Genomic DNA, 20,535 nt, shown 5'->3' on the forward strand with positions numbered 1-20,535 from the left:
ATGGTGCTGGGCGTTCCCTCTCCCCCCGCCCTCTCCCGCGAGCGGGAGAGGGGGCCATTTGGAGCGTCGGGCTGCACTGGGCACTTCGGCTCTGGCCAAGGAGGAAGAGCCAGCGCCGCAACGCTTGCAGCTTTCCGCTTGTCGCTTGTGGCTGCTTCAATCCCATACCAGCAGCTCCGCCGGCGTCGGGTTCCAGCCGTTGCAGGGGTTGTTGAGCTGCGGGCAGTTGGAGATCAGGACGATGACGTCCATGTGCGCGAACAACTCGACGTACTTGCCGGCGCCGGAGATGCCGTCCTCGAAGGTCAGCCCGCCCTCGGCGGTGACCGGTACGTTCATGAAGAAGTTGATGTTGTGGCTGATGTCGGCCTTGCTCAGGCGGCCGTCGTGCAGGCTGGCGCGCAGGAAATTGTCGCGGCAGCTGTGCATGTAGCGCTTGTCCAGGGCGTAGCGCACGGTGTTGCTCTCCTGGGCGCAGGCGCCGCCGAGGGTGTCGTGGCGGCCGCAGGTGTCGGCGGTGATGGTCAGCATCGGGTTGCCGAGGTTGGACCAGAGCACGCTGCCGGCGCTGAGGTAGACCTGCCCCTGTTTGCGCAGGGTGCGTTGCACGTCGTAGCGCTCGCGCGGGTTGGCGGCGCTGAAGAACAGCGTGTCCACCGCCTGGTTGCCTTCCAGGTCGAGGATGCGCAGGGTCTGCCCGGCCTTGAGTTCGGTCAGGCTGGGTTCGCCAGCTGGGATCAGGGTGCGCGAGACGCAGGCTTCGGGGTGTTTGTCGCTGGGGACTATGGGCATGCTCGCGCTCCTTACAGGTACTGGCGTTCGGTGTTGTGGAAGCCGCGGCCGTTCTCCGCGCGGGACGTGCGGCAGAGCACGCTGATGCCGTCGGCGGCGACCTGCTGCCAGGTCAGCCCGATGGGCTTGGGCGCATACTGCGGGTTCGGGTCCAGCGGGTGCTGCAGGGCGGTGAGGACGACGAGGGTGTCCATCGGGGCGTAGAGCTCGACGAAATCGCCGGCTTTCGAGTTGCCCTGGGCGAAGCGGAAGCAGCCATCGGCGTCGACGTCCACGCGGCTGAACAGGTTCAGGCACATCAGCAGGTCCTGCAGGCGCATGTCCCACTTGCCCATTTCCACCAGCAGGTTGTCCACGCCGTTGCGGTGGAAACCGTTGCGCAGTTCCTGGTAGCGGCCGGCGCCATACTTCTCCTGCACTTCGGCGGCGTTGAGCACGCCACCGAAGCTGTCGTGCCAGCCGCAGCTGTCGGCGGTGATGGCAGCCAGCACGCGGCCCATGTCCGAGTACAGGCAGTGGCCGGCGGTGAGGCGCGCCGTGTGCTGGCACTTGAGGCTGTCGGGCAGGTTCAGGCGCTCGCTTTTCTCGGCGGCATTGAACAGCAGCACGCTGGCGTTGCCGCCGCCTTCGATGTCGGTCAGGCGCAGCAACTGGCCGCGCTTGAGCACGAAGGAGGTGTGGCCGCCGCCGGGGACGGTTTCTTCATAGAGAGTGGTGCGCAGGTCGTTCATGTCGGGTTCCTCAGTAGGCCGGCGTGATCAGCGGCGCGGCCGTTTCCAGGCGCGCGGCGAGCGGTTCGGGCAGGGCGGCGCGGGCGGCCTTGCGGTCGGCGTTGAGCGGGATGTCGTAGGTGATGCGGGCGCCGTAGGCGCTGGGTGCCTGCGGGTCGTGGCGGACCTTGTCGAAGACCAGCAGGCGGGTGCCCAGGCTGAAGCCTTCGGCCAGGTCGTGGGTGACCATGAACACGGTGAGCCGGGTTTCCTGCCACAGCTCCAGCAGCAGGGCGTGCATGTCCTTGCGGATACCGGGGTCGAGCGCGCCGAAGGGCTCGTCGAGGAGCAGCACGCGCGGCTTCATCACCAGCGCCTGGGCAATCGCCAGGCGTTGTTGCATGCCGCCGGACAGGGCGCTCGGATATTGCTGCAGGGCATGGCCGAGGCCGACGCGCTCGAGCAAGGCGGCGGCCTGTTCGCGGGCCTCGCGCTTGGCGCTGCCCAGCAGCCGGCCGAGCAGCGGCGAGCGCGGCAGCTCCAGGCCGAGGGCGACGTTGTCGAGCACGGACAGATGCGGGAACACCGAGTAACGCTGGAACACCACGCCACGGCTTGGATCGGGCTCTGCGGCCAGCGGCTGGCCTTCGAGCAGCAGTTCGCCGCGGCTGGGGCGCTCCTGCCCGAGCAGCAGGCGCAGGAAGGTGGACTTGCCGCAGCCGGAGGCGCCAACCAGGGTGCAGAACTCGCCTTCCTTCACCTCGAGGTTGAGGCGTTCGAGCACCACGTTGCCGTCGTACGCCTGCCAGACATTCTTCACGCTGATGAAACTCATGCCTTGCCTCCTTCGTACCAGGGGAAGGCGCGGCGGGTGAGCGCGCGCAGCGCCCAGTCCATCAGCCAGGCCAGCGCGGTGATCCACACTACGTAGGGCAGGATCACGTCCATGGCCAGGTAGCGGCGTACGAGGAAGATGCGGTAGCCCAGGCCATCGGTGGAGGCGATGGCTTCGGCGGCGATGAGGAACAGCCAGGCCGAGCCGAGCATCAGGCGCAGGGAGATGAGCAGGCGCGGCATCAGTTGCGGCAGCACCACGCGCAGGATCAGCGTCCAGGTGCTGGCACCCAGGGTTTGTGCCTTGATCAGCAGTTCGCGGGGGATTTCCCGGGCGCGCTGTTCGATGTCGCGGGCGATGCAGGGGGCGACGCCGATGACGATCAGCACCACCTTGGACAGCTCGCCCAGGCCGAAGACGATGAACAGCACCGGCAGGATCGCCAGTGGCGGGATCATCGACAGCACGGTGAGCAGCGGCGAGAGCGGCGCGCCGAACAGCGGCACGCTGCCGGCGGCGATGCCCAGTACCAGGCCGAGCAGGGCGGCGATACCCAGGCCCAGGCCGAGGCGTTGCAGGCTGGCGCCGGTGTCCTGCCAGAACAGCACGTCGCCAGTGCGCTTGTCTTCGCTGAAGGCCAGGCGGTTCACCGCGTCGGCCATCTGTACGGCACTGGGCAGCAGCTTGTCGTTGGGGTTATCCGCCAGCCGCGCCGTGGAGCCTGCGAAGTAGGCGAACAGCAGCAGGGCGAAGGGCAGCAGCACCAGGAACAGGCGGCCGCTGCGGTCGGGGGTTCGGTTGATCAGGCGCATGGTTCGTACCTGTGGATTTCCGTGTGAAGCGTTCCCTCTCCCCCGCCCTGGCTGCGCGCCCCGCTCCGAAGGGAGAGGGGGCTGTCCGTGCCGGTTGACGCCTAGGTTTCAACCGGCACCGAACGAGTCCCCTCTCCCTTCAGGGAGAGGGTTAGGGAGAGGGGCTGTAGTAGGAGCGAGGGGGACGCCCAGTTCTTGCTCGCGAACAGAGTACCGCCTGGCACTCGGGTGTCATGGCGGTTCGCGAGTAAGGGCTAGGCGCCTCCTCGCTCCTACGAAAAGCTGTCGAGCCTCAGAGCTTCCCGTCCGCCGCCATCTGCACGTAGGTCGGGTCGAAGCGCAGCTTGAGGTTCTGCGCGTCACCCGTGGTGAGGCCGCCGGCGAAGCTCATGCCGACCGCCTCGGCGCTTTTCGCACCCTCGCCGAGCAGGCCGTGGGTGAAGGAGAAGGCCGCCACCTTGTCCATGGTCGCCGGCAGTTTCGGGCTGGTGGCGAAGGCCAGGGCTTCCTTGGGCGTGGCAAACAGCCTGGTGGTGGCGAGCTGGCTCTGGTAGCCGGCCAGATCGGTGCCCGAGGCCTTGGCCATGTGTTCCAGCGCGGCGCGGGTCTCGGCGCTGTCGCCCTGCATCAGCGCGACGGTCTCGAACCAGGTGCCGGTCAGGGCTTTGCCCAGGGCGGGGTTGTCCTTCAGGACCGCGCTGTTGACCACCATCATGTCCATGATCTCGCCGGGAACCTGGCTGGAATTGAACACCTCGGTGGTGCCCGGCTTGGCGCGGGCCTCGGCGAGCATCGGATTCCAGGTGGTCACGGCCTGTACGTCGTCGGTATTGAAAGCGGCGGCGATGTCGGCGTCGGAGGTGTTCACCGTCTTCACGTCCTTCTCGGTGAGGCGGGCGTTTTCCAGCGCGCGGGCGAGCAGGTAGTGGGAGACCGAAAGTTCCACCAGGTTGACGTTCATGCCCTTGAGGTCGGCCAGGGATTTGCCTTCGCCCTTGAGGACGATGCCGTCGTTGCCGTTGGAGAAGTCGCTGACGATCAGCGCGGTGGAGTCGACGCCGCCGGCGGCGGGGATGGTGAGGGCGTCCATGTTGGTCATGGTGCAGCCATCGAACTGGCCAGCGGTGTACTGGTTGATCGACTCGATGTAGTCGTTGAGCTGGGTGATCTTGATTTCGATGCCGTACTTCTTCGCCCACTTGTCGACGATGCCGTGGCTGGCCGCGTATTCCCAGGGCATCCAGCCGGCGTAAATGGTCCAGCAGAGGTTGAAGCTGTTCTTCGCGGCGGCGGACGCCGAGACGCTGAAGGCGGCGAGGCCGGCGGCGAACAGGGCGGTCAGAAGGGGCTTGCGCATGGAGCATCTCCAGTCGATTGGCGGGCAGGCAGGAGTCGGGCGGCACGTGTCGCTCTCGTCTCCCGGGCTTTTGTCCCGCCGTGTAACCTCGCTGGAGGTCGATGACTCTCGGACCAGTCACTCGCTGCGCGAGCCGGAACCCTAGTCATCCATTGTCAGATTGTGGTGCCGCTGTCCGAAGGATCGGATCGTTCCTGCACAGCCGGGACAAAGCGAGCGGCGTGCCAAGTTGGCGAAAGTACCGGGACAGAAGGGTTGCGGCGGATATCTCGGGGCAAGCCGGGGCGGTTGCCTGCCCTCAAATGAAGCGCCACGCCGCATCCTGGTGCGCGCGGCCAGTCGAAAGGCAGGAGCGGGCAGGGCGCGCCGGGCGGCAAACTGCAGCGACCTTCACCTTGAGGAGTCCTTCGCCATGTCCGAGCTGCTGAGCTTCGCCAAGGGCGCGTTGACCCTGTTCTGGGTCGCCGCCGTGCTCAACCTGATCTATCCGTTCGGCGAGCTGTATCGCCCGCTGCTGGGGCTTTCCGCGATCCTGCTGGTGGTGCACGCGGGCGAGGTGCTGTTGCTGGCGCGCCAGCGTTCCTGGCTGGAACAGCTGCAGGTGCTGCTGTTCGGCGTGCTGCATCTGCAGAGCCGCAAGCTTCGTCGCCTGGAAACCTTGAACGGCTGATTTACCCAAGCTTTACCTTTCGCTGCGGCACCGCCTTCTGACAGACATGTCTGATCCTGTGAGACCGGAAGAATCTACGCCCCGCATCCCGGCGCGGCGGCCGGCTCGCCAGATGGAGGCGCCATGCGTCGTTTCTTCGTTGCTGTACTGATGATCCTTCCGTTGACCGGCTGCGTGGTCTACGAGCATGACCACGACCGTGGCGGCTGGCATGACCGGCCGCACTACTACCGCCCGGCACCGCCGCCGGCCTATTACGGTGGTCCATACCAGGGGTGGCGCCGTTGAGGCAGGAGCCTGACGGGTATCGCTTCGCTTCATGCCATCCTGCGCGAAGCACTCATGACGCGGCGTTGAACGCCGCGTCTTCCTCCAGCAGCATCTCCACGAACTGGCTGGCGGCGGGCGACAGGCTGCGGCTGGCATGGCGTACCAGGGCATAGGCGGAGCCACGCCCGGCGACGTCGCCGCTGCTGGGCCAGGGCAGCAGCGCCAGGCTGCCGGCCCGCACGTCCGCGGCCACCACGTCCCAGGTGGCCAGGCAGAGCACGTCGCTGCCTTTCACCAGCTCCTTGAGCATCAGCACGTCATCGCATTGCACGCTCAGCGGTTGCTCGCGACCCAGTGTTCGCGCCAGCCCTTCGTGGGCATCACGCGGCAGGCGCGGGCCGGCCAGTGGGTAGTCGAGCACCCGCGCCACCGAGGGGGGGCTGCCGATCAGCGGATGCCCCGGTCGGCAGAACAGCACGCCGCGGTGCACCCGCAACGGCAGGATGTCGAGGCGGCTGTCGCCTTCGAGTTCGCGGTAGTCGGCGATGAACAGTTCCAGTTCGTCGTCCAGCAGGCGCTGGTGCAGCTCGCTCCAGTTCTCGATGGAGAGCAGGACCGAGACTTTCGGGTGCGCGCTGCTGTAGCGCGCCAGCACCTGCGGCATCAGGCGCGCGCCGGGAAAGGGGCCCGCGCCCAGGCGCAGCTCACCGGTCTCCAGGTCCGCCAGTTGCAGCACCGCGTTCTTCAGTGCGCGGTCGCCGGCCAGCAGGCGGCGCGCGTGCTCCAGCACCAGCCGGCCATGGGCGGTGAGGGTGACGCCGCGCGGGTTGCGGTCCACCAGCTGGCAGCTCAGCTGGCCCTCCAGCGCCTGGATGCTGCGCGACAGGGCGGGCTGACTGAGGTTCACCGCATCGGCGGCGCGGGCGAAGTGGCCGTGCTCGGCAAGGGCAACGAAGTGGCGTAGCTGGCGGAGATCGCTCATGCGCGTTATGCATCGATTGTTGAATAGGAATGCATTGGAATTATTAACGCAGCGGCCGGCATAGTGCGAGCACAACAACAAAGTCCGGAGTGCTCCGATGTCCCGTCTTTCCGCCGCCGTGCTGCTCGCCAGCCTCTGCCCCGGCCTGCTGCTCGCCGCCGAACAACCCAAGCCGCCGTCGTCCTTCACCCAGGCTGCCCAAGAGCAGGTGCGCCAGTCGCTGCCCTTCAATGACCGCGCCGATTTCGAGCGGGTGGAAAAGGGCCTGATCAAGCGCCCCGACAACCTCGTCATCAAGAACGACGACGGCACGGTCGCCTGGCAACTGGGCGGCTACGACTTCCTCAAGGCCGCCAAGGACGTCGCCAGCGTCAACCCAAGCCTGCTGCGCCAGGCCCAGTTGAACCTCAGCTACGGCCTGTTCAAGGTCACCGACGGCATCTACCAGGTGCGCGGCTACGACCTGGCCAACACCACCTTCATCGAAGGCAAGACCGGCTGGATCGTCATCGACACCCTGACCACCCCGGCCACCGCCAAGGCCGCCTACGCCCTGGTGAGCCAGGAGCTGGGGCAGAAGCCGATCCGCGCGGTCATCTACAGCCACGCCCACATCGACCACTTCGGCGGCGTGAAGGGGCTGGTGAGCCAGGAGCAGGTGGACAAGGGCGAGGTGCAGGTCATCGCGCCCAAGGGCTTCATGGAGGCGGCGATCAAGGAGAACGTGCTCGCCGGCAACGCCATGCTGCGCCGAGCCACCTACCAGTACGGCACGATGCTGCCGCAGGGGCCGCAAGGGCATGTCGACATGGCCATCGGCAAGGCCGTCGCCCACGGCCCGATGAGCCTCATCGCACCGACCAGGACCGTCGATGGCTCGCTGGTGGACATGGACATCGACGGCGTGCCCTTCACCTTCCAGAACACCCCGGGCACCGAGTCGCCGGCGGAGATGAACGTCTGGCTGCCGCAGCAGAAGGCGCTGCTGATGGCCGAGAACGTCACCGCCACGCTGCACAACCTCTACACCCTGCGCGGCGCCGAGACCCGCGACCCGCTGGGCTGGAGCAAGTACATCAACGAGGCGCTGCACCGTTTCGGCGACAAGGCCGAGGTGATGTTCGCCGTGCACAACTGGCCGCGCTGGGGGCACGAGGACATCGTCCGCACCCTGGAGAAGCAGCGCGACATGTACGGCTACCTCAACGACCAGACCCTGCACCTGGCCAACAACGGCGTGACCATCAACCAGATCCACGAGCGCCTGAAAGTGCCGCCGGAGCTGGCCAACGAATGGTTCAACCGTGGCTATCACGGCAGCGTCAGCCACAACGTGCGCGCGGTGGTGAACAAGTACCTGGGTTACTACGACAGCAACCCGGCGACCTTGAACCCACTGGCCCCGGAGGATTCGGCGGTGAAGTACGTCGAGTTCATGGGCGGCGCCGATCACCTGCTGCAGATGGCCAGGGCATCGTTCGACAAGGGCGAGTACCGCTGGGTGGTGGAGGTGGTGAACAAGCTGGTCTTCGCCGATCCGGCCAACCAGGCCGCGCGCAACCTGCAGGCCGACGCCCTGGAGCAGCTCGGCTACCAGGCCGAGAACGCCGGCTGGCGCAACAGCTACCTGACCGCCGCGCAGGAGCTGCGCAACGGCGTGCCCAAGGACCTGCCGTCGATGAAATCGGGCAGCCCCGATGCGCTGGCGGCGATGGATACCGGCCTGCTGTTCGACTACCTGGGCGTGCGCCTGAATGCGGAGAAGGCCGAGGGCGAGGACTTCGCCATCAACCTGGTGCTGCCGGACAAGAACGAGAAATACCTGCTGGAGCTGAAGAATTCGCACCTGAACAACATCAAGGGCGTGCAGAGCGAGAACGCCGGTCAGACCGTGACTATCGACCGTGCCGACCTCAACCGCCTGATGCTCAAGCAGGTGTCGCCGGTGCGCCTGGTGTTCGAGGGCAAGCTCAAGAGCTCGGGCAACCCGCTGCTGCTGGCCAAGTTGTTCGGCATGCTGGAGGACTTCAACTTCTGGTTCGACATCGTGACCCCGCCTGAGAAGAGCTGATCCCGCTCACGCTCGCGTCACCCGGTGATGGCACAATGCAGTGATTGCATTGTGCCATTGTTTTTTTCCCGGCCAGTCTGCACCATGCCACCCCTGCGCCCGCAGCTGGTTGTTGGCGCTCGCAGTCGAGTCGTCGCGATCATGCTCAGCCGTTGTACCAGGATGCTGCGTCGTTGCTGGCCGGGGCCGTTGGCCCTGGTGCTGGCGGCTTCGCTCGGCGTCCTGGCGGGGGCGCAGCAGGCCGAGTGGGACTTCAAGCTGATCAGCCAGCAATCCACACGCCTTTATGGGCCGCTGGGCGACGGCCAGGTGCGCATCGATGCCTGGCAGAAGCTGCTCGCGCAGCAGGCCTCCACCAGCGAGCGCGACCAGCTGCAGGCGGTCAACCGCTTCTTCAACGACCAGCTGCGTTTCACCGACGACCTGAGTCTCTGGCACGAAGTGGACTACTGGGCGACGCCGGTGGAGGCCTTGCTCAAGGGCGCCGGCGATTGCGAGGATTTCGCCATCGCCAAGTACATCAGCCTGCGCCACCTCGGGGTGCCGGCGCAGAAGCTGCGCATTACCTACGTCAAGGCACTGCGCCTGAACCAGGCGCACATGGTGCTTACGTATTACCCACGGCCCGACGCCGTGCCGCTGGTGCTGGACAACCTGATCGGCAGCATCCTGCCGGCCAGCCAGCGCAGCGACCTGCAGCCGGTCTACGCCTTCAATGGCGAGGGCCTCTGGCTTGCCGGCAACGGTGCCGGCGGCGGCAAGCAGGTGGGCGACAGCAAGCGGCTGTCGCGCTGGCAGGACCTCTTGAAGAAGATGAAGGCCGAAGGCTTTCCCGAGAACGAATAGCTCCTCTGACTGAGGCGAATAGCTCCATCGACGGAGCCTGGAGACACGATGTCCCTGTTCAAACAGTTGTTGATCGCCATCTGCCTGTTCCTGGTGGTCGCCTTCAGCGGCAGCTTCATGGTCGGCCTGGAAAGCTCGCGCGAGCAGTATGGCAACCAGCTGCGCTCCCATGCCCAGGATGCCGCCACCGCCCTTGGCCTGTCGCTGACGCCGAACATCGACGACCCGGCGATGGTCGAGCTGATGGTCAGCTCGATCTTCGACAGCGGCTACTTCGAGAGCATCCGGGTGATCGACCTGTCGACCAACAAGGTGATCGTCGAGCGCACCGGCGTGCCCGATGCGGTGGCGGCCAAGGTGCCACAGTGGTTCATCTCGCTGATCGACCTGCACTCGGCCGGCGGCGACGCCATCGTCAGCCGCGGCTGGACCCAGGCGGCGCGGGTCGAGGTGCTCAGCCACCCGATGTTCGCCATCGCCAAGCTCTGGCAGAGCGCGCTGGGCAGCCTGCTCTGGCTGGTGCTGTGCGGCATCGCCAGCGCCGTGCTCGGCGCCATCCTGCTGCGCCGCCAGCTCAGGCCGCTGGACTACATGGTGGAGCAGTCCCATGCCATCGCCCGCCGCGAGTTCCTCAGCCTGCCGGAACTGCCGCGTACACCCGAGCTGCGCCGCGTGGTGCTGGCGATGAACCAGATGGTGGAGAAGCTCAAGGCGCTGTTCCAGGAGCAGGCGCAGCGCAGCGAACGCCTGCGCGACGAGGCCTACCAGGACAGCCTGACCGGGTTGGGCAACCGGCGCTTCTTCGACATGCAGCTGAACAACCGGCTGAGCGCCGAGGACCGGGTCAGCAGCGGCGTGTTGCTGGTCCTGCGGGTGAATGATCTCGCCGGACTGAACCAGCGCCTGGGCGGCCAGCGCGTCGACCAGCTGCTCAAGGCCGTGGCCGACCAACTGCGCCTGGCTGCACAAGGGCTGGGCGCTGGCCTGACCCTGGCGCGCAGCCGTGGCGGCGAGTTCGTCATGCTGGCGCCCGGGCTGATGCCCGAGGACGCGCCGGCCCTGGCGATGCGCCTGGAAGCCATGCTCGCTGCGCTGGTCACCACCGGTGCCAGCGACGTCAGTCCGGTGGCCTGCCTGGGACTGGTGCCCTTCGTTTCCGGCGAGTCCGCCCAGGTGCTGTTGCAGCGCGCGGACGAGGCGCTGGTGCAGGCCGAGCGGCAGAACGACAGTTGCTGGGCCTTCCTCCAGGGCGGCGCGAAGCCCGTCGCCGAGGAGCGCCACAGCTGGCACCAGTTGCTGGACGAGGCGCTGGTGCACAAGCGCTTCCAGCTGCACTTCCAGGCAGTGGTGTCCTGTGCCGATCCGCAGGTGGTGCTGCATTACAAGGTGCTTTCGCGCCTGCCGGACGGGCAGGGCGGCAGCATCGCCGCCGGGCGCTTCCTGCCCTGGCTGGACCGCTTCGGCTGGACCGCGCGGCTGGACCTGCTGATGCTGGAAAGCGTGCTGGCGGACATGGCCAGGCACAACCGACCACTGGCGCTGAACCTGTCCGCCGCGTTGCTGCGGGATGAATGGGCGACCACCCGCGTGTTCGACCTGCTGCGCCAGCACCCGCAATTCGCCGGGCGCCTGACCCTGGAGCTGGAAGAAGACCAGTTGCCGGCGCAACCGGTGCTCGAAGCCCTGACCCGCCGCCTCGGCGAGCTGGGCTATCGCCTGAGCCTGCAGCACTTCGGCGGGCGCTTCAGCATGATCGGCAACCTGGCGCGGCTGGGGCTGGCGTACCTCAAGGTGGATGGCAGCCATATCCGCCATATCGACCAGGAGAACGACAAGCGCCTGTTCATCGAGGCGATGCAGCGCGCAGCGCACAGCATCGACCTGCCGCTGATCGCCGAACGCGTGGAGACGGCCGGGGAGTTCCGGGTGCTGAAGGAGATGGGCATCCAGGGCGTGCAGGGGCAGCTGTTCGGTGGGCCGGCGCCGTGGTGATGGGTGTTCGCGCCTGTGACGCCGGCCTTGCCGTCGGTTCGCGGGCATAGCCCGCTCCTACAGGGCGACTCCTGCAATTTCATTCACGTAGGGGCGTAGGGCGCATAACGCGCCAGCGTTATCCGCCGTCGTGGCATCGGCGGATAACCCGTTCCGGGTTATGCGCCCTACAGGGAAACATTTGCCGGAAGAGAAAAACGGGGCTCAGATCAGTCCCGTTTCCTCGTCGTCGTTGATCAGCCGGGTCAGACCGCCCAGGGCTTCCCGCGCCTGGGTGCGGTTGAGCAGCTTCGAGCGGGCCGCCGGCGGCAGGTCGGTGATACGGATCACGCCCTTGCTGATCAGCACCGAGATCAAGTCCTCCAGTACCCGGATCATGTCCAGGTCGCTCTGCTTGAGCTGCAGCAGGCTGCTTTCGGCCGCCCAGGCCTGGATGTCCGGATGGTCCGCCGGCAAGGTACCGGTGGCGCCTTCGAACTCGACGTCCTCGACGCGTGCGACTTTTCCCTCGGCGTTGCGCTGGATGTACAGCATCGACCCGTCCCCATGTCTCTTGATGTGAAGGAACGACAGCGGGACCACCCCGAAGGGCGGCCCCGCTGTCGCCGTGTCAGAGCCTGACCGTTTGGAAGCCTGGCGGCAACCGCGGATCAATGATGCTCAGTCTTGACCACCGGGTCGGAACCCGCCACCAGCTTGTTGACGATCTCGGTGGAGGTCGAGCCGTAGCTGGAGAGGTCGACGCCGCTCAGCTTGATGGTCACGTCCGCGGCACCGCCACTGTTGATCTGCCCGGTGGTGCTCACCTGCAAGGTCGAGGTCGCGGTGTCCACCTTCAGGTAGCTGAGGATGTCGTTGTGCGCGGTCTCCGGCAGCAGGTCGCTGATATCGATGCGGTCACCTTCACCGGCCTTGAAGTCGGTGATGGTCGCGCTGCCGGTATCCCCCGCACGCCACAGGAAGGTATCGGCACCCGAGCCGCCGGTGAGGGTATCGCTGCCCTTGCCGCCGATCAGGATGTCGTCACCTGCGCCTCCATTGAGGATGTCGTTGCCCTCGTTGCCGACCAGCAGGTCGTTGCCGGCGTCGCCGTTGAGCGTGTCGTTGCCTGCACCGCCATACAGCGAGTCGTTGCCGTTGCCACCGTTGAGGGTGTCGTTGCCGGTGCCACCGTAGATGATGTCGTGGCCGTTGCCGCCGCTGAGGTTGTCGTTGCCATCCAGGCCGTGCAGCAGGTCGTTGTTGCCGGTGGCGGTGGTGCTGGTGGTGGTGGCGACAGTGACGGCGAGCGTGCCGGTGCTGCTGGCGGTGCTGCCGTTGGACTCGGTGGCGGTGGCGGTGACATTCAGGTTCAGGGTGCCGCTGTAGTTCACCGCGGTGAGCAGCTGCAGGTCGTGCAGTTGCGCCTCGGTGAAGGTCCAGGTGTCGGCGCCGGTCTTGGTCCCCGCCGTGAATGCTGCATCGGTCGGCACACCGCTGATCTTCACGCTCAGGCTCTCGGAGCCATCGGTGTCGGTCAGGCCGGTGGTCAGGGCGATGTCGACGGCCGAGCCGTAGGTCTTGCCGCCGAAGGTCACGGTGGTGTTGCTGATGGCCAGACTGGAGTCCTTGCCATTGTCACCACCGTTGAGCACCAGCCAGTCGAAGTGGTAGTTGCCGCTCTGGGTCGCAGTGAAGCTCTGGATGCCGTTGCCGTTCACGCTGGCGCCCAGCTGTTCCGAGGAGGTCACCTGGATGACCTGCCTGGCGCCAGTGGGGTCGGTGATGACCAGGGCAACGATGTCGTTGAAGCCGTCCTGGATTTCGCTGACGCTGTTCTCGCCGTTGGTGAAGGCCCAGGTGAAGTTGATCTTGCTGCCCGCGGTGAGGCTGTAGTCCGAGCTGGTCAGCGCGCCGTCGATCACCGTGACGTTGCCCGGATCGTTCAGCGCGCCCTTGGGTGGGTCGATGCCGTTGAGGGCGTTGTTGGACAGGCCGGTCTCCTGCTCCAGCACGGCGCGGGTGATTTCCTGGGTGGTGCTGATGGTCACCGCGCCGGGGTTGAGCTGGAAGATGCTGCCGCTGACCAGCAGCGGCGCATCGGCCACCGGGCTGACGCTGACGGCGACGGTGCTGGTGGCGGTGCCGCCATGGCCGTCGCTGACGGTGTAGCTGATGGTGTCGTTGCCGCTGAAGTTGGACTTCGGCGTGTAGGTCAGGGTGCCGTCGGCGTTGATCACAACGGTGCCGTTGCTGGCGGTGGCGCTGCTGACGCTCAGGCTGTCGCCGTCCACGTCCTTGTCGTTGGCCAGCACGTCGATCTTCACCGCCGTGTCTTCCTTGGTGGCAGCGGTATCGGCCACCAGGGTCGGCGCATCGTTGACGGCGGTGATGCCGACGGTGACGGTCGCGGTGCTGGTGCCGCCGTGGCCGTCGCTGATGGTGTAGGTGAAGCTGCCGGTGCCGTTGACGTCCTTGTTCGGGGTGAACACGACGTTGCCGTTGATTAGCGCGACCGTACCGTTGACCGCGTTCTGCACGCTGAGGATCGACAGGGAGTCACCGTCCACGTCGCTGTCGTTGCCCAGCAGGGTCTGCGGGGCGATGGTCAGCGCGGTGTCCTCGTTGGTCACCAGCTCGCCCACGGCATGGGTCAGCGCGGTGCCGCCGACGGTGGCGTAGGTGCCGCCCTGCGGACGCATTTCCACCTGCAGCTGTGCCTGGCCACCTTGATCCCAGTAGATGATCTCGATGGTGTGGTTGCCGCTCTGGGCGATGTTGAACACCGCCGACTCGCGGCCGGTGGGGCTCTGGATCGCGTCGTACTTGAAGACTTCGACACCGTCGATCTTGATGCTGAAGCCATCGTCGGCGTTGACCCGCAGCTGGTAGTTGCCAGCGTTGAGGCTGATCGCGCCAGTCAGCTGGATGATCGCATCGGAGGTGTTCGCCGGATCGGTATTGAGCGAGCCGGCGTCGTTGCCGAGGAACTTCTGCAGGTTGCCGTCGCCGCCCAGGTCACCGTTGCTGAGGTTGTAGTTCAGGCTGGTGGCGGTAAAGGTGGCGGCGGCAGCCTTGCCGGCGATGAACGCGGCGACCTGGCTGAGGCTGGTCAGGTTGGCGCCGTCGGGGCCTTCGCGGTAGCCCCAGTAATTGCCCTTGAGGCCAGCGAGGGTGAAGGTGTCGTTCACCGCAATCGGGTTGTCGTTCACCGGGGTGACGTTGAGGGTGATCTTGTTCGGCGTGGCGTCGAAGGCACCGGCGCTGTCCTTCACCGAGAAGGTGAAGTTGGCGTAGATGGTGCCGTTGGCGTTGGCCGCCGGGGTGAAGACCAGTTTGCTCAGGTCGGCGGCGTCAATCACCTGTCCGGCGGTCACGGCGGTGCCGTTGAACTTCAGCGAGCCGTTGGTCGGCAGGCTGTCGATGCGCACGGCGCTGAGGGTGTCGCCGGCGTCCACGTCGCTGAAGCCGAAGTCGGCGGCGCTGAAGCTGCGGCTGCTGTCTTCGTTCAGGGTGACGGTGTTGTCGGCGCCGTTGGGCGCGTCGTTCACCGGGGTGACGGTGACGTTGATGGTCTGCTCGGTGATGCCGCCTTTGCCGTCGTTGGCCAGCACGGTGAAGCTGTCAGTGCCGTTGTAGTTGGCCGCCGGGGTGTAGGTGTAGCTGCCGTTGGCGTTGACCACCACGGTGCCGTGGGCGGCGCCGCCGTTGGCCTTGAGCGAGAAGGTGACGCTGTCGTTGTCGACGTCGGTGGCCGTGAGCTGGCCGGTCTTGGCGGTGTCTTCGGCGGTGCTCAGGGTGGCGCCGCTGGTGAACACCGGCGCGTCGTTCACCGGGGTGATGGTGAGGTTGACGGTCTGGTCCACCACGCCGCCGTGGCCGTCGTTGACGGTGACGACGAAGCTGTCGCCGCCGTTGTAGTCCTTGCTCGGCGTGTAGGTGTAGTTGCCGGCGGCGTCGACCACGATGCTGCCGTGGGCCGGGCCGGTTTTCAGGCTGTAGGTGAGTGTGTCGCCGTCGACGTCGGTGGCGCTGACCTTGCCGGTGAGCGCGGTGTCTTCGGCGGTGGTGGTGTTGCTCGGCGCGTTGAACACCGGCAAATCGTTGACCGCAGTGACGGTGATGCTCACCACGGAGTCGACGGTGCCGCCGTGGCCGTCGCTGACGGTGACGGTGAAGCTGTCGCTGCCGTTGTAGTTGGCCGCCGGGGTGTAGGTGTAGTCACCGGTGGCGGCGTTGAGAACCAGGGTGCCGTGGGTGACGCCGCTCTTCACGGCGTAGCTGAGCGTGTCGCCATCGACGTCGCTGGCGACGATCTTGCCGGTCAGCGGGGTGTCTTCGGCGACGGACTTGGTCTGGTTGGCGGTGGTCGGCGCGTCGTTCACCGGGGTAACGGTAAGGCTGACGGCCTGGTCGACCACCCCGCCGTTGCCGTCGTCGACGGTCACGGTGAAGCTGTCGGGGCCGTTGTAGTTGGCGTCCGGGGTGTAGGTGTAGTGACCGTCGGCCTGCAGCGTCAGGGTGCCGTGCGCGGGGCCGGTCTTGAGGCTGTAGGTGAGCGAATCGCCATCCACGTCGCTGGCATGGACCGCGCTGACCAGCGTGGTGTCCTCGGCCGTGGTGGTGTTGCTCGGCGCGTCGAACACCGGCAGGTCATTCACCGGGGTGACGGTGATGGTGACCGTGGAATAGGTCACGCCGCCCTTGCCGTCGCTGATGGCGATGGAGAAGGAATCCGGACCGTTGTAGTTGGCGAGAGGCTTGTAGAAATACTCGCCGGTCTGGGTGTTGAGCGATAGCGAGCCATGCTGCGCAACGGTCTTGAAGGAATAGGTGAGCGCATCGCCGTCCACATCGCTGGCGACGATCTTGCCACTCAGCGAGGCGTCTTCGGCGATGGTCTTCTGCTGGTCGCTGGTGGTCGGCGCATCGTTCACCGGCTTGATGCCGACGCTGACGACCTGTTCCACGCTGCCGCCGTGGCCATCGCTGACCACCACGGTGAAGCTGTCGCTGCCGTTGTAGTTGGCCGCCGGCGTGTAGGTGTAGTGGCCGTCGGTGCCGAAGGTGACGCTGCCATTGGCCGGGCCGCTGCCGTTCTTCACGGCGTAGCTCAGGGTGTCGCCGTCGACGTCGCTGGCGTGGATCTGGCCGCTGACCGGGGTGTCCTCGTCGGTACTGAGGTTCTGCGCGCCGCTCACGGTCGGCGCGTCGTTCACCGGGTTGACGGTGACGGTCAGGTCGAGGGTGCGGGTGGCCGCATCCTGGTTGCTGCTTTCGGTCGCGGTGGCGGTGACTTCCAGCTTGATGGTGCCGTTGAAGTCCTGCGGCGGGGTCAGCGTCAGGGTCTGCAGGTTCCAGCCGGTGAGGGTGACGCTGTCGTGGCTGGCGTCGGCGGTGAAGCTGTGGGTGCCGTCGCTGAGGATGGCGCCGACCGGGATCTTGCCGATGCTGACGGCCAGGCTCTCCGAGCCATCGGTATCGACCAGCGCGGCATGGATCTTCGACAGGGCGATGGCGCTGTCTTCGTTGCCCTGGTTGAGCGTGGCGGCGGTGTAGTAGCCCTGGCCGTTGCTCAGGTGCGCGGTGAGGTTTTCGCCACCGGCGGTCAGTTCACCGGCGTTGTGGTAGACCAGCGCGCTGCCGGTGCCCAGCAGGGTCGGCGTGCTGCCGTTGTCGGAGATCTTCAGGTCGAAGTTGCCCGGACCGTTCTGGTTGTGCTGGTAGAGGGCCAGGGTGTAGTAGCCGCTCTCGGTCGGGGTGAAGGTGCCGCTGTACTGGCCGCTGCTGCCGCCCCAGGTGGCCTGGGCGACGTTGCTGCCGCCGATGACCAGGCGCACGCTGTCGTCACCGGTGCCGCTGAAGGTGTAGGTGTGGCCGGCTTCGAGGAAGATCAGGCCGCTGACCTTGCTGGCGGTGCCGGCCGGGACGTCGCCGTCCTTCGCGGTAGTGATCGATTCGCTGGTCGCCGGGGTGCCGGCGGCGTCGATCTTGCTCTGCAGGTCGTTGGGGTTCGCGCCGCTGCCGCCGCCGCTCAGGGCCAGGCCGGTCCAGGTTTCCAGGGTCAGGCCGGTGGAACTCAGGTGGCTGTCCAGGGACAGGTTGGGCTGGTCGGCGATGGCAGCGATGCTGACGGCGACAGTGGCAGTGGAGGTGCCGCCGTGGCCATCGCTGATGCTGTAGGTGATGGTGTCGTTGCCGCTGTAGTTGGCCTTGGGCGTGTAGCTCAGGGTGCCGTCCTGGTTGATCACCACGGTGCCGTTGCCGGCGCTGGCGCTGGTGACGATCAGGCTGTCGCCGTCCGGGTCGGTGTCGTTGCCCAGCACGTTGATCTTCAGCGTGGTGTCTTCTTCGGCCTGGGCGCTGTCGGCCACGGCGGTCGGGCCATCGTTGGCGCCGGTGACGATGAGTTTCAGCACGCCGTCATCGCTGGCCTGGTGCTCGTCGCTGACGCTGTACTTGACCTCGATCTCCAGGGTCTGGCCGGCCTTCAGCGACTGGTAGGCTGCGTTGCTGCCATCGAAGGTCCAGCTGCCATCGGCGCTGAGCACGAAGCCGGCCGGGGCGTTGCCGACCACGGCGTACTGCAGCTGGGCGCCATCATCCACGTCGGTGGCGTTCAGCTGGCCCTGGCTCTTCACGTCTTCGTTGACGTTGGCGGAGCTGTTGCTGGCGATGGGTGCGTCGTTGCTGCCGGAGATGGTCACGGTGACGCTGCCGGTGGTGCCGTCGGCGCTCTTCACCTGGAACACTTCGCTCAGGGTCGCGCCCTGGGCCAGGTGGTCGTAGGCAGAGTTGGCGAGGAAGGTCCAGTTGCCGGTGCTGTCGATGCTGAAGCTGCCCAGGGTGCCGACCGTGTTGCTCTGCGCCTGGAAGGTGGCCGGGCTGTCGACGTCGCTGATGCTCAGCTGGCCGTTGGCGGTCAGCGGGGCGTTGGTTTCCTGCAGGGTGACGTCGGCGTTGCCGATCACCGCGGCGTCGTTGGTGCCGACAATGGTGACCTTGACCGAGGTTTCGGTGCCATCGGCGCTCTTCACCACGAAGGTGTCCTGGGCGATCTGCCCGGCAGCGAGGCTGTCCAGCGCCGAGTTGGCGACGAAGTTCCAGTGGCCGGCCGCATCGATGCTGAACTTGCCGTACTGGCCGGCGGTGTCGTTCTGCACCTGGAAGGTGGCCGGGCTGTCGATGTCGCTGATGCTCAGCTGGCCGCCCGTGGTGAGTACCGCGTTGGTTTCCTGCAGGGTGACGTCGGCCTTGCCGAGGATCGCCGCGTCGTTGGCGCCAACCACGGTCAGGGTCAGGGTGCCGTAGCTGCTGGCGCCCTGGTCGTCGGTGACCTTGTAGGTGATCTGCAGGGTCTGCGTTTCGCCTTCGGCCAGGTGCTGGTAGGCGCTGTCCTTGCCGTTGAAGGTCCAGTTGCCGTTGTCGCGCAGGGTCACGCCGGCGGGCAGGTTGCCCATGGCGGCATAGCTCAGGGTGCTGTTGTGATCGACGTCGGTGGCGCCGATGTTGCCGCTGGCAGTCTGGTCTTCGTTGACCGTGGCCTGGGCGGCGGTGGCCACCGGTGCGTCGTTGGTGCCGGTGACGGTCAGCGTCAGGGTGCTGGTGGCGGTGGCGCCGTGCTCGTCGGTGACGATGTAGTCGATGCTCAGCACCTGCTTCTCGCCGGCGGCCAGGCTGTCGTAGGCCGCCGAGGTCGGGTCGAAGCTCCAGGTGCCGTCGCCATTGAGGGTGAAGCCGGCGGGCGCGGCGTTCTTCAGGCTGAAGGTCAGGACGGCGTCATGGTCGATGTCGCTGGCCTGCAACTGGCCGGTGACGGCCTGGCCGGCCTTGTTCAGCTCCTGCAGGGTCTGCTGGGTGGCGCCGTTGGTGGTCAGGGTCCACTGGCCGTTGCTCAGGTTGACGCTGCCCACCGACTGGCTGACGGTGATCTGGCTGGAGAGGTTGCTCAGCACCAGTCTGGAGTCGACGCCCTTGTCGCCGTTGTCGGCCACGCCGATGACGATGGTGTAGGTGCCCGGCTGGCCGAACACATGGCTGAACAGCTGCTGGCCGGAGGTGCCGCCATCGCCCACGGTGGCGACGTCGGACAGCTTCACCGCCTGGCCGTTGATCAGCACGTAGGCGAAGTCGTTGAACTGCCCGTAGTCGTTGGTGGCGAAGTTCCAGTTGAAGCTCACGGCTTCGCCGGCGTGGGTGGTGGTCACGCTCAGGGTGATGGCCGAACCTTCGGTGGCGTTGTCCACCAGGCTGGGCAGGGCCACGCCGCCTTCCACCGCGCTGGCACTGGCCGGCTGGGCATAGGGGGCGTCGTTGGTGCCGACGATGTTCACGGTGACGTTGGTGGTGGTGCCATCGGCGGCCTTGACGGCGAAGGTGTCGGTGAGGGTTTCGCCGACCTTCAGTTCGTTGTACGGACCTTGGGCGTAGAAGGTCCACTTGCCGCTGGCGTCGATGCTGAACTTGCCGTACTGGCCGAGGGTGTCGGTCTGCGGCTGGAAGCTGGCCGGTCCGTCGACGTCGCTGATGGTCAGCTGGCCGCCGGTATTCACGGCGCTGTCGGTCTCGTAGACGTTGGCAACCTTGGCGCCGCCGATGACGGCGGCGTCGTTGCTGCCGGTGACGGTCAGGGTCAGGACGTTCTCGCCGGTGGCGCCCTTGTCGTCGGTGACGATGAACTTGATCTGCAGCTCCTGGGTTTCACCTTCAGCGAGCTTCTGGTAGGCGGCGTTGTTGCCGTCGAAGCTCCAGGAACCGTCCTGGTTGAGGGTGAAGCCGGCCGGGGCGGCATCCTTGAGGCTGTAGTAGGCAGCGTGGCCGTCGTCGACGTCGGAGGAGGTGAGCTGGCCGCTGCTGATCTGGTCTTCGTTCACTGTGGCGCTGGCGGCGTAGGCCACCGGCGCGTCGTTGGTGCCGACGACGGTCAGGGTCAGGCTGCTGGAACTCTGTGCGCCGAACTGGTCGGTGACGGTGAAGTTGACGGTGAAGGTCTCGGTGGCTCCAACCGCGAGGTGCTGGTAGGCCGGCTGGGCGGCATTGAAGCTCCACTGGCCGTCGGTGCCGACGGAGAAGCCCGCCGGCAGCGTGCCGGTGGTGCTGTAGGTCAGTTGCGCGCCATCGTCCGCGTCCTTGCCATCGAGCTGGCCGCTGAGGGTGGCGTCTTCGGCCACCGTGGCCTGGGTGGCGCTGGCCACCGGCGCGTCATTGGTGCCGGTGACG

13 protein-coding genes and 1 riboswitch are annotated in these 20,535 nt (G+C 66.5%); of the genes, 5 read left to right on the forward strand and 8 right to left on the reverse strand.

All coding sequences use genetic code 11. The features are described 5' to 3' along the window. Positions 1–156 precede the first annotated feature (156 nt). The 5 genes from C167_RS0116780 to C167_RS0116800 form a co-directional block, all read right to left on the reverse strand. Positions 157–792, reverse strand: a complete 636-nt coding sequence (locus tag C167_RS0116780) for an urea amidolyase associated protein UAAP2 (protein ID WP_017519445.1) — start codon at positions 790–792, stop codon at positions 157–159. 11 nt (positions 793–803) lie between these two features. Next, entirely contained in the window at positions 804–1,523 is a 720-nt protein-coding gene (locus tag C167_RS0116785) for an urea amidolyase associated protein UAAP1 (protein WP_017519446.1), read from the reverse strand. Positions 1,524–1,533: 10 nt separating this feature from the next. Next, positions 1,534–2,337, reverse strand: a complete 804-nt coding sequence (locus tag C167_RS0116790) for an ABC transporter ATP-binding protein (RefSeq protein WP_017519447.1) — start codon at positions 2,335–2,337, stop codon at positions 1,534–1,536. Beyond that, complete coding sequence (locus C167_RS0116795) at positions 2,334–3,149, reverse strand: ABC transporter permease (protein ID WP_017519448.1); 816 nt, start codon at positions 3,147–3,149, stop codon at positions 2,334–2,336. The genes C167_RS0116790 and C167_RS0116795 overlap by 4 nt, the downstream gene beginning before the upstream one ends. A 292-nt stretch (positions 3,150–3,441) precedes the next feature. Further along, entirely contained in the window at positions 3,442–4,506 is a 1,065-nt protein-coding gene (locus C167_RS0116800) for a putative urea ABC transporter substrate-binding protein (RefSeq protein WP_017519449.1), read from the reverse strand. A gap of 57 nt (positions 4,507–4,563) precedes the next feature. Next, a riboswitch (guanidine-I (ykkC/yxkD leader) is annotated at positions 4,564–4,662 on the reverse strand. A 256-nt stretch (positions 4,663–4,918) separates the two neighbouring features. Between C167_RS0116800 and C167_RS0116805 the strand changes: the two genes are divergently transcribed. Continuing rightward, positions 4,919–5,176, forward strand: a complete 258-nt coding sequence (locus C167_RS0116805) for a DUF1145 domain-containing protein (RefSeq protein ID WP_017519450.1) — start codon at positions 4,919–4,921, stop codon at positions 5,174–5,176. Between the two features lie 123 nt (positions 5,177–5,299). Then, the gene (locus C167_RS34870) at positions 5,300–5,464 is read left to right on the forward strand and encodes a hypothetical protein (protein ID WP_017519451.1); all 165 of its coding nucleotides are present in this window, start codon (positions 5,300–5,302) and stop codon (positions 5,462–5,464) included. 52 nt (positions 5,465–5,516) lie between these two features. Here C167_RS34870 and C167_RS0116815 read toward each other — a convergent pair whose 3' ends face one another. Continuing rightward, positions 5,517–6,428: a LysR family transcriptional regulator gene (locus C167_RS0116815; protein WP_017519452.1), complete on the reverse strand. Its 912-nt coding sequence runs from the start codon at positions 6,426–6,428 to the stop codon at positions 5,517–5,519. A 97-nt stretch (positions 6,429–6,525) separates the two neighbouring features. Here C167_RS0116815 and C167_RS0116820 point away from each other — a divergent pair, with 97 nt between their 5' ends. The 3 genes from C167_RS0116820 to lapD all read left to right on the forward strand — a co-directional run bounded on the left by C167_RS0116820 (position 6,526) and on the right by lapD (position 11,337). Continuing rightward, on the forward strand, positions 6,526–8,499 hold the full coding sequence (locus tag C167_RS0116820; protein WP_017519453.1) for an alkyl/aryl-sulfatase: 1,974 nt from the start codon (positions 6,526–6,528) through the stop codon (positions 8,497–8,499). Between the two features lie 141 nt (positions 8,500–8,640). Further along, positions 8,641–9,345 carry a cysteine protease LapG gene (lapG, locus tag C167_RS0116825; protein ID WP_081596684.1) on the forward strand — a complete coding sequence of 235 codons (705 nt, stop codon included), beginning with the start codon at positions 8,641–8,643 and terminating at the stop codon, positions 9,343–9,345. 48 nt (positions 9,346–9,393) lie between these two features. Then, entirely contained in the window at positions 9,394–11,337 is a 1,944-nt protein-coding gene (gene lapD, locus C167_RS0116830) for a cyclic di-GMP receptor LapD (RefSeq protein ID WP_017519455.1), read from the forward strand. 204 nt (positions 11,338–11,541) lie between these two features. On the opposite strand, the gene C167_RS0116835 is transcribed toward lapD, so the two are convergent. Further along, complete coding sequence (locus C167_RS0116835; RefSeq protein ID WP_017519456.1) at positions 11,542–11,871, reverse strand: hypothetical protein; 330 nt, start codon at positions 11,869–11,871, stop codon at positions 11,542–11,544. Positions 11,872–11,987: 116 nt separating this feature from the next. Beyond that, positions 11,988–20,535 (reverse strand): Ig-like domain-containing protein (locus C167_RS34295; protein WP_017519457.1); only part of this gene is annotated, 8,548 nt, incomplete at its 5' end.

The sequence above is a fragment of the Pseudomonas nitroreducens TX1 genome, assembly GCF_000313755.1.
Classification (GTDB): domain Bacteria; phylum Pseudomonadota; class Gammaproteobacteria; order Pseudomonadales; family Pseudomonadaceae; genus Pseudomonas; species Pseudomonas nitroreducens_A.

Coding starts and splice junctions, on each gene's coding strand:
- C167_RS0116780 (WP_017519445.1), bottom strand. CDS start 792: ATGCCCATAGTCCCCAGCGACAAACACCCCGAAGCCTGCGTCTCGCGC.
- C167_RS0116785 (WP_017519446.1), bottom strand. CDS start 1,523: ATGAACGACCTGCGCACCACTCTCTATGAAGAAACCGTCCCCGGCGGC.
- C167_RS0116790 (WP_017519447.1), bottom strand. CDS start 2,337: ATGAGTTTCATCAGCGTGAAGAATGTCTGGCAGGCGTACGACGGCAAC.
- C167_RS0116795 (WP_017519448.1), bottom strand. CDS start 3,149: ATGCGCCTGATCAACCGAACCCCCGACCGCAGCGGCCGCCTGTTCCTG.
- C167_RS0116800 (WP_017519449.1), bottom strand. CDS start 4,506: ATGCGCAAGCCCCTTCTGACCGCCCTGTTCGCCGCCGGCCTCGCCGCC.
- C167_RS0116805 (WP_017519450.1), top strand. CDS start 4,919: ATGTCCGAGCTGCTGAGCTTCGCCAAGGGCGCGTTGACCCTGTTCTGG.
- C167_RS34870 (WP_017519451.1), top strand. CDS start 5,300: ATGCGTCGTTTCTTCGTTGCTGTACTGATGATCCTTCCGTTGACCGGC.
- C167_RS0116815 (WP_017519452.1), bottom strand. CDS start 6,428: ATGAGCGATCTCCGCCAGCTACGCCACTTCGTTGCCCTTGCCGAGCAC.
- C167_RS0116820 (WP_017519453.1), top strand. CDS start 6,526: ATGTCCCGTCTTTCCGCCGCCGTGCTGCTCGCCAGCCTCTGCCCCGGC.
- lapG (WP_081596684.1), top strand. CDS start 8,641: ATGCTCAGCCGTTGTACCAGGATGCTGCGTCGTTGCTGGCCGGGGCCG.
- lapD (WP_017519455.1), top strand. CDS start 9,394: ATGTCCCTGTTCAAACAGTTGTTGATCGCCATCTGCCTGTTCCTGGTG.
- C167_RS0116835 (WP_017519456.1), bottom strand. CDS start 11,871: ATGCTGTACATCCAGCGCAACGCCGAGGGAAAAGTCGCACGCGTCGAG.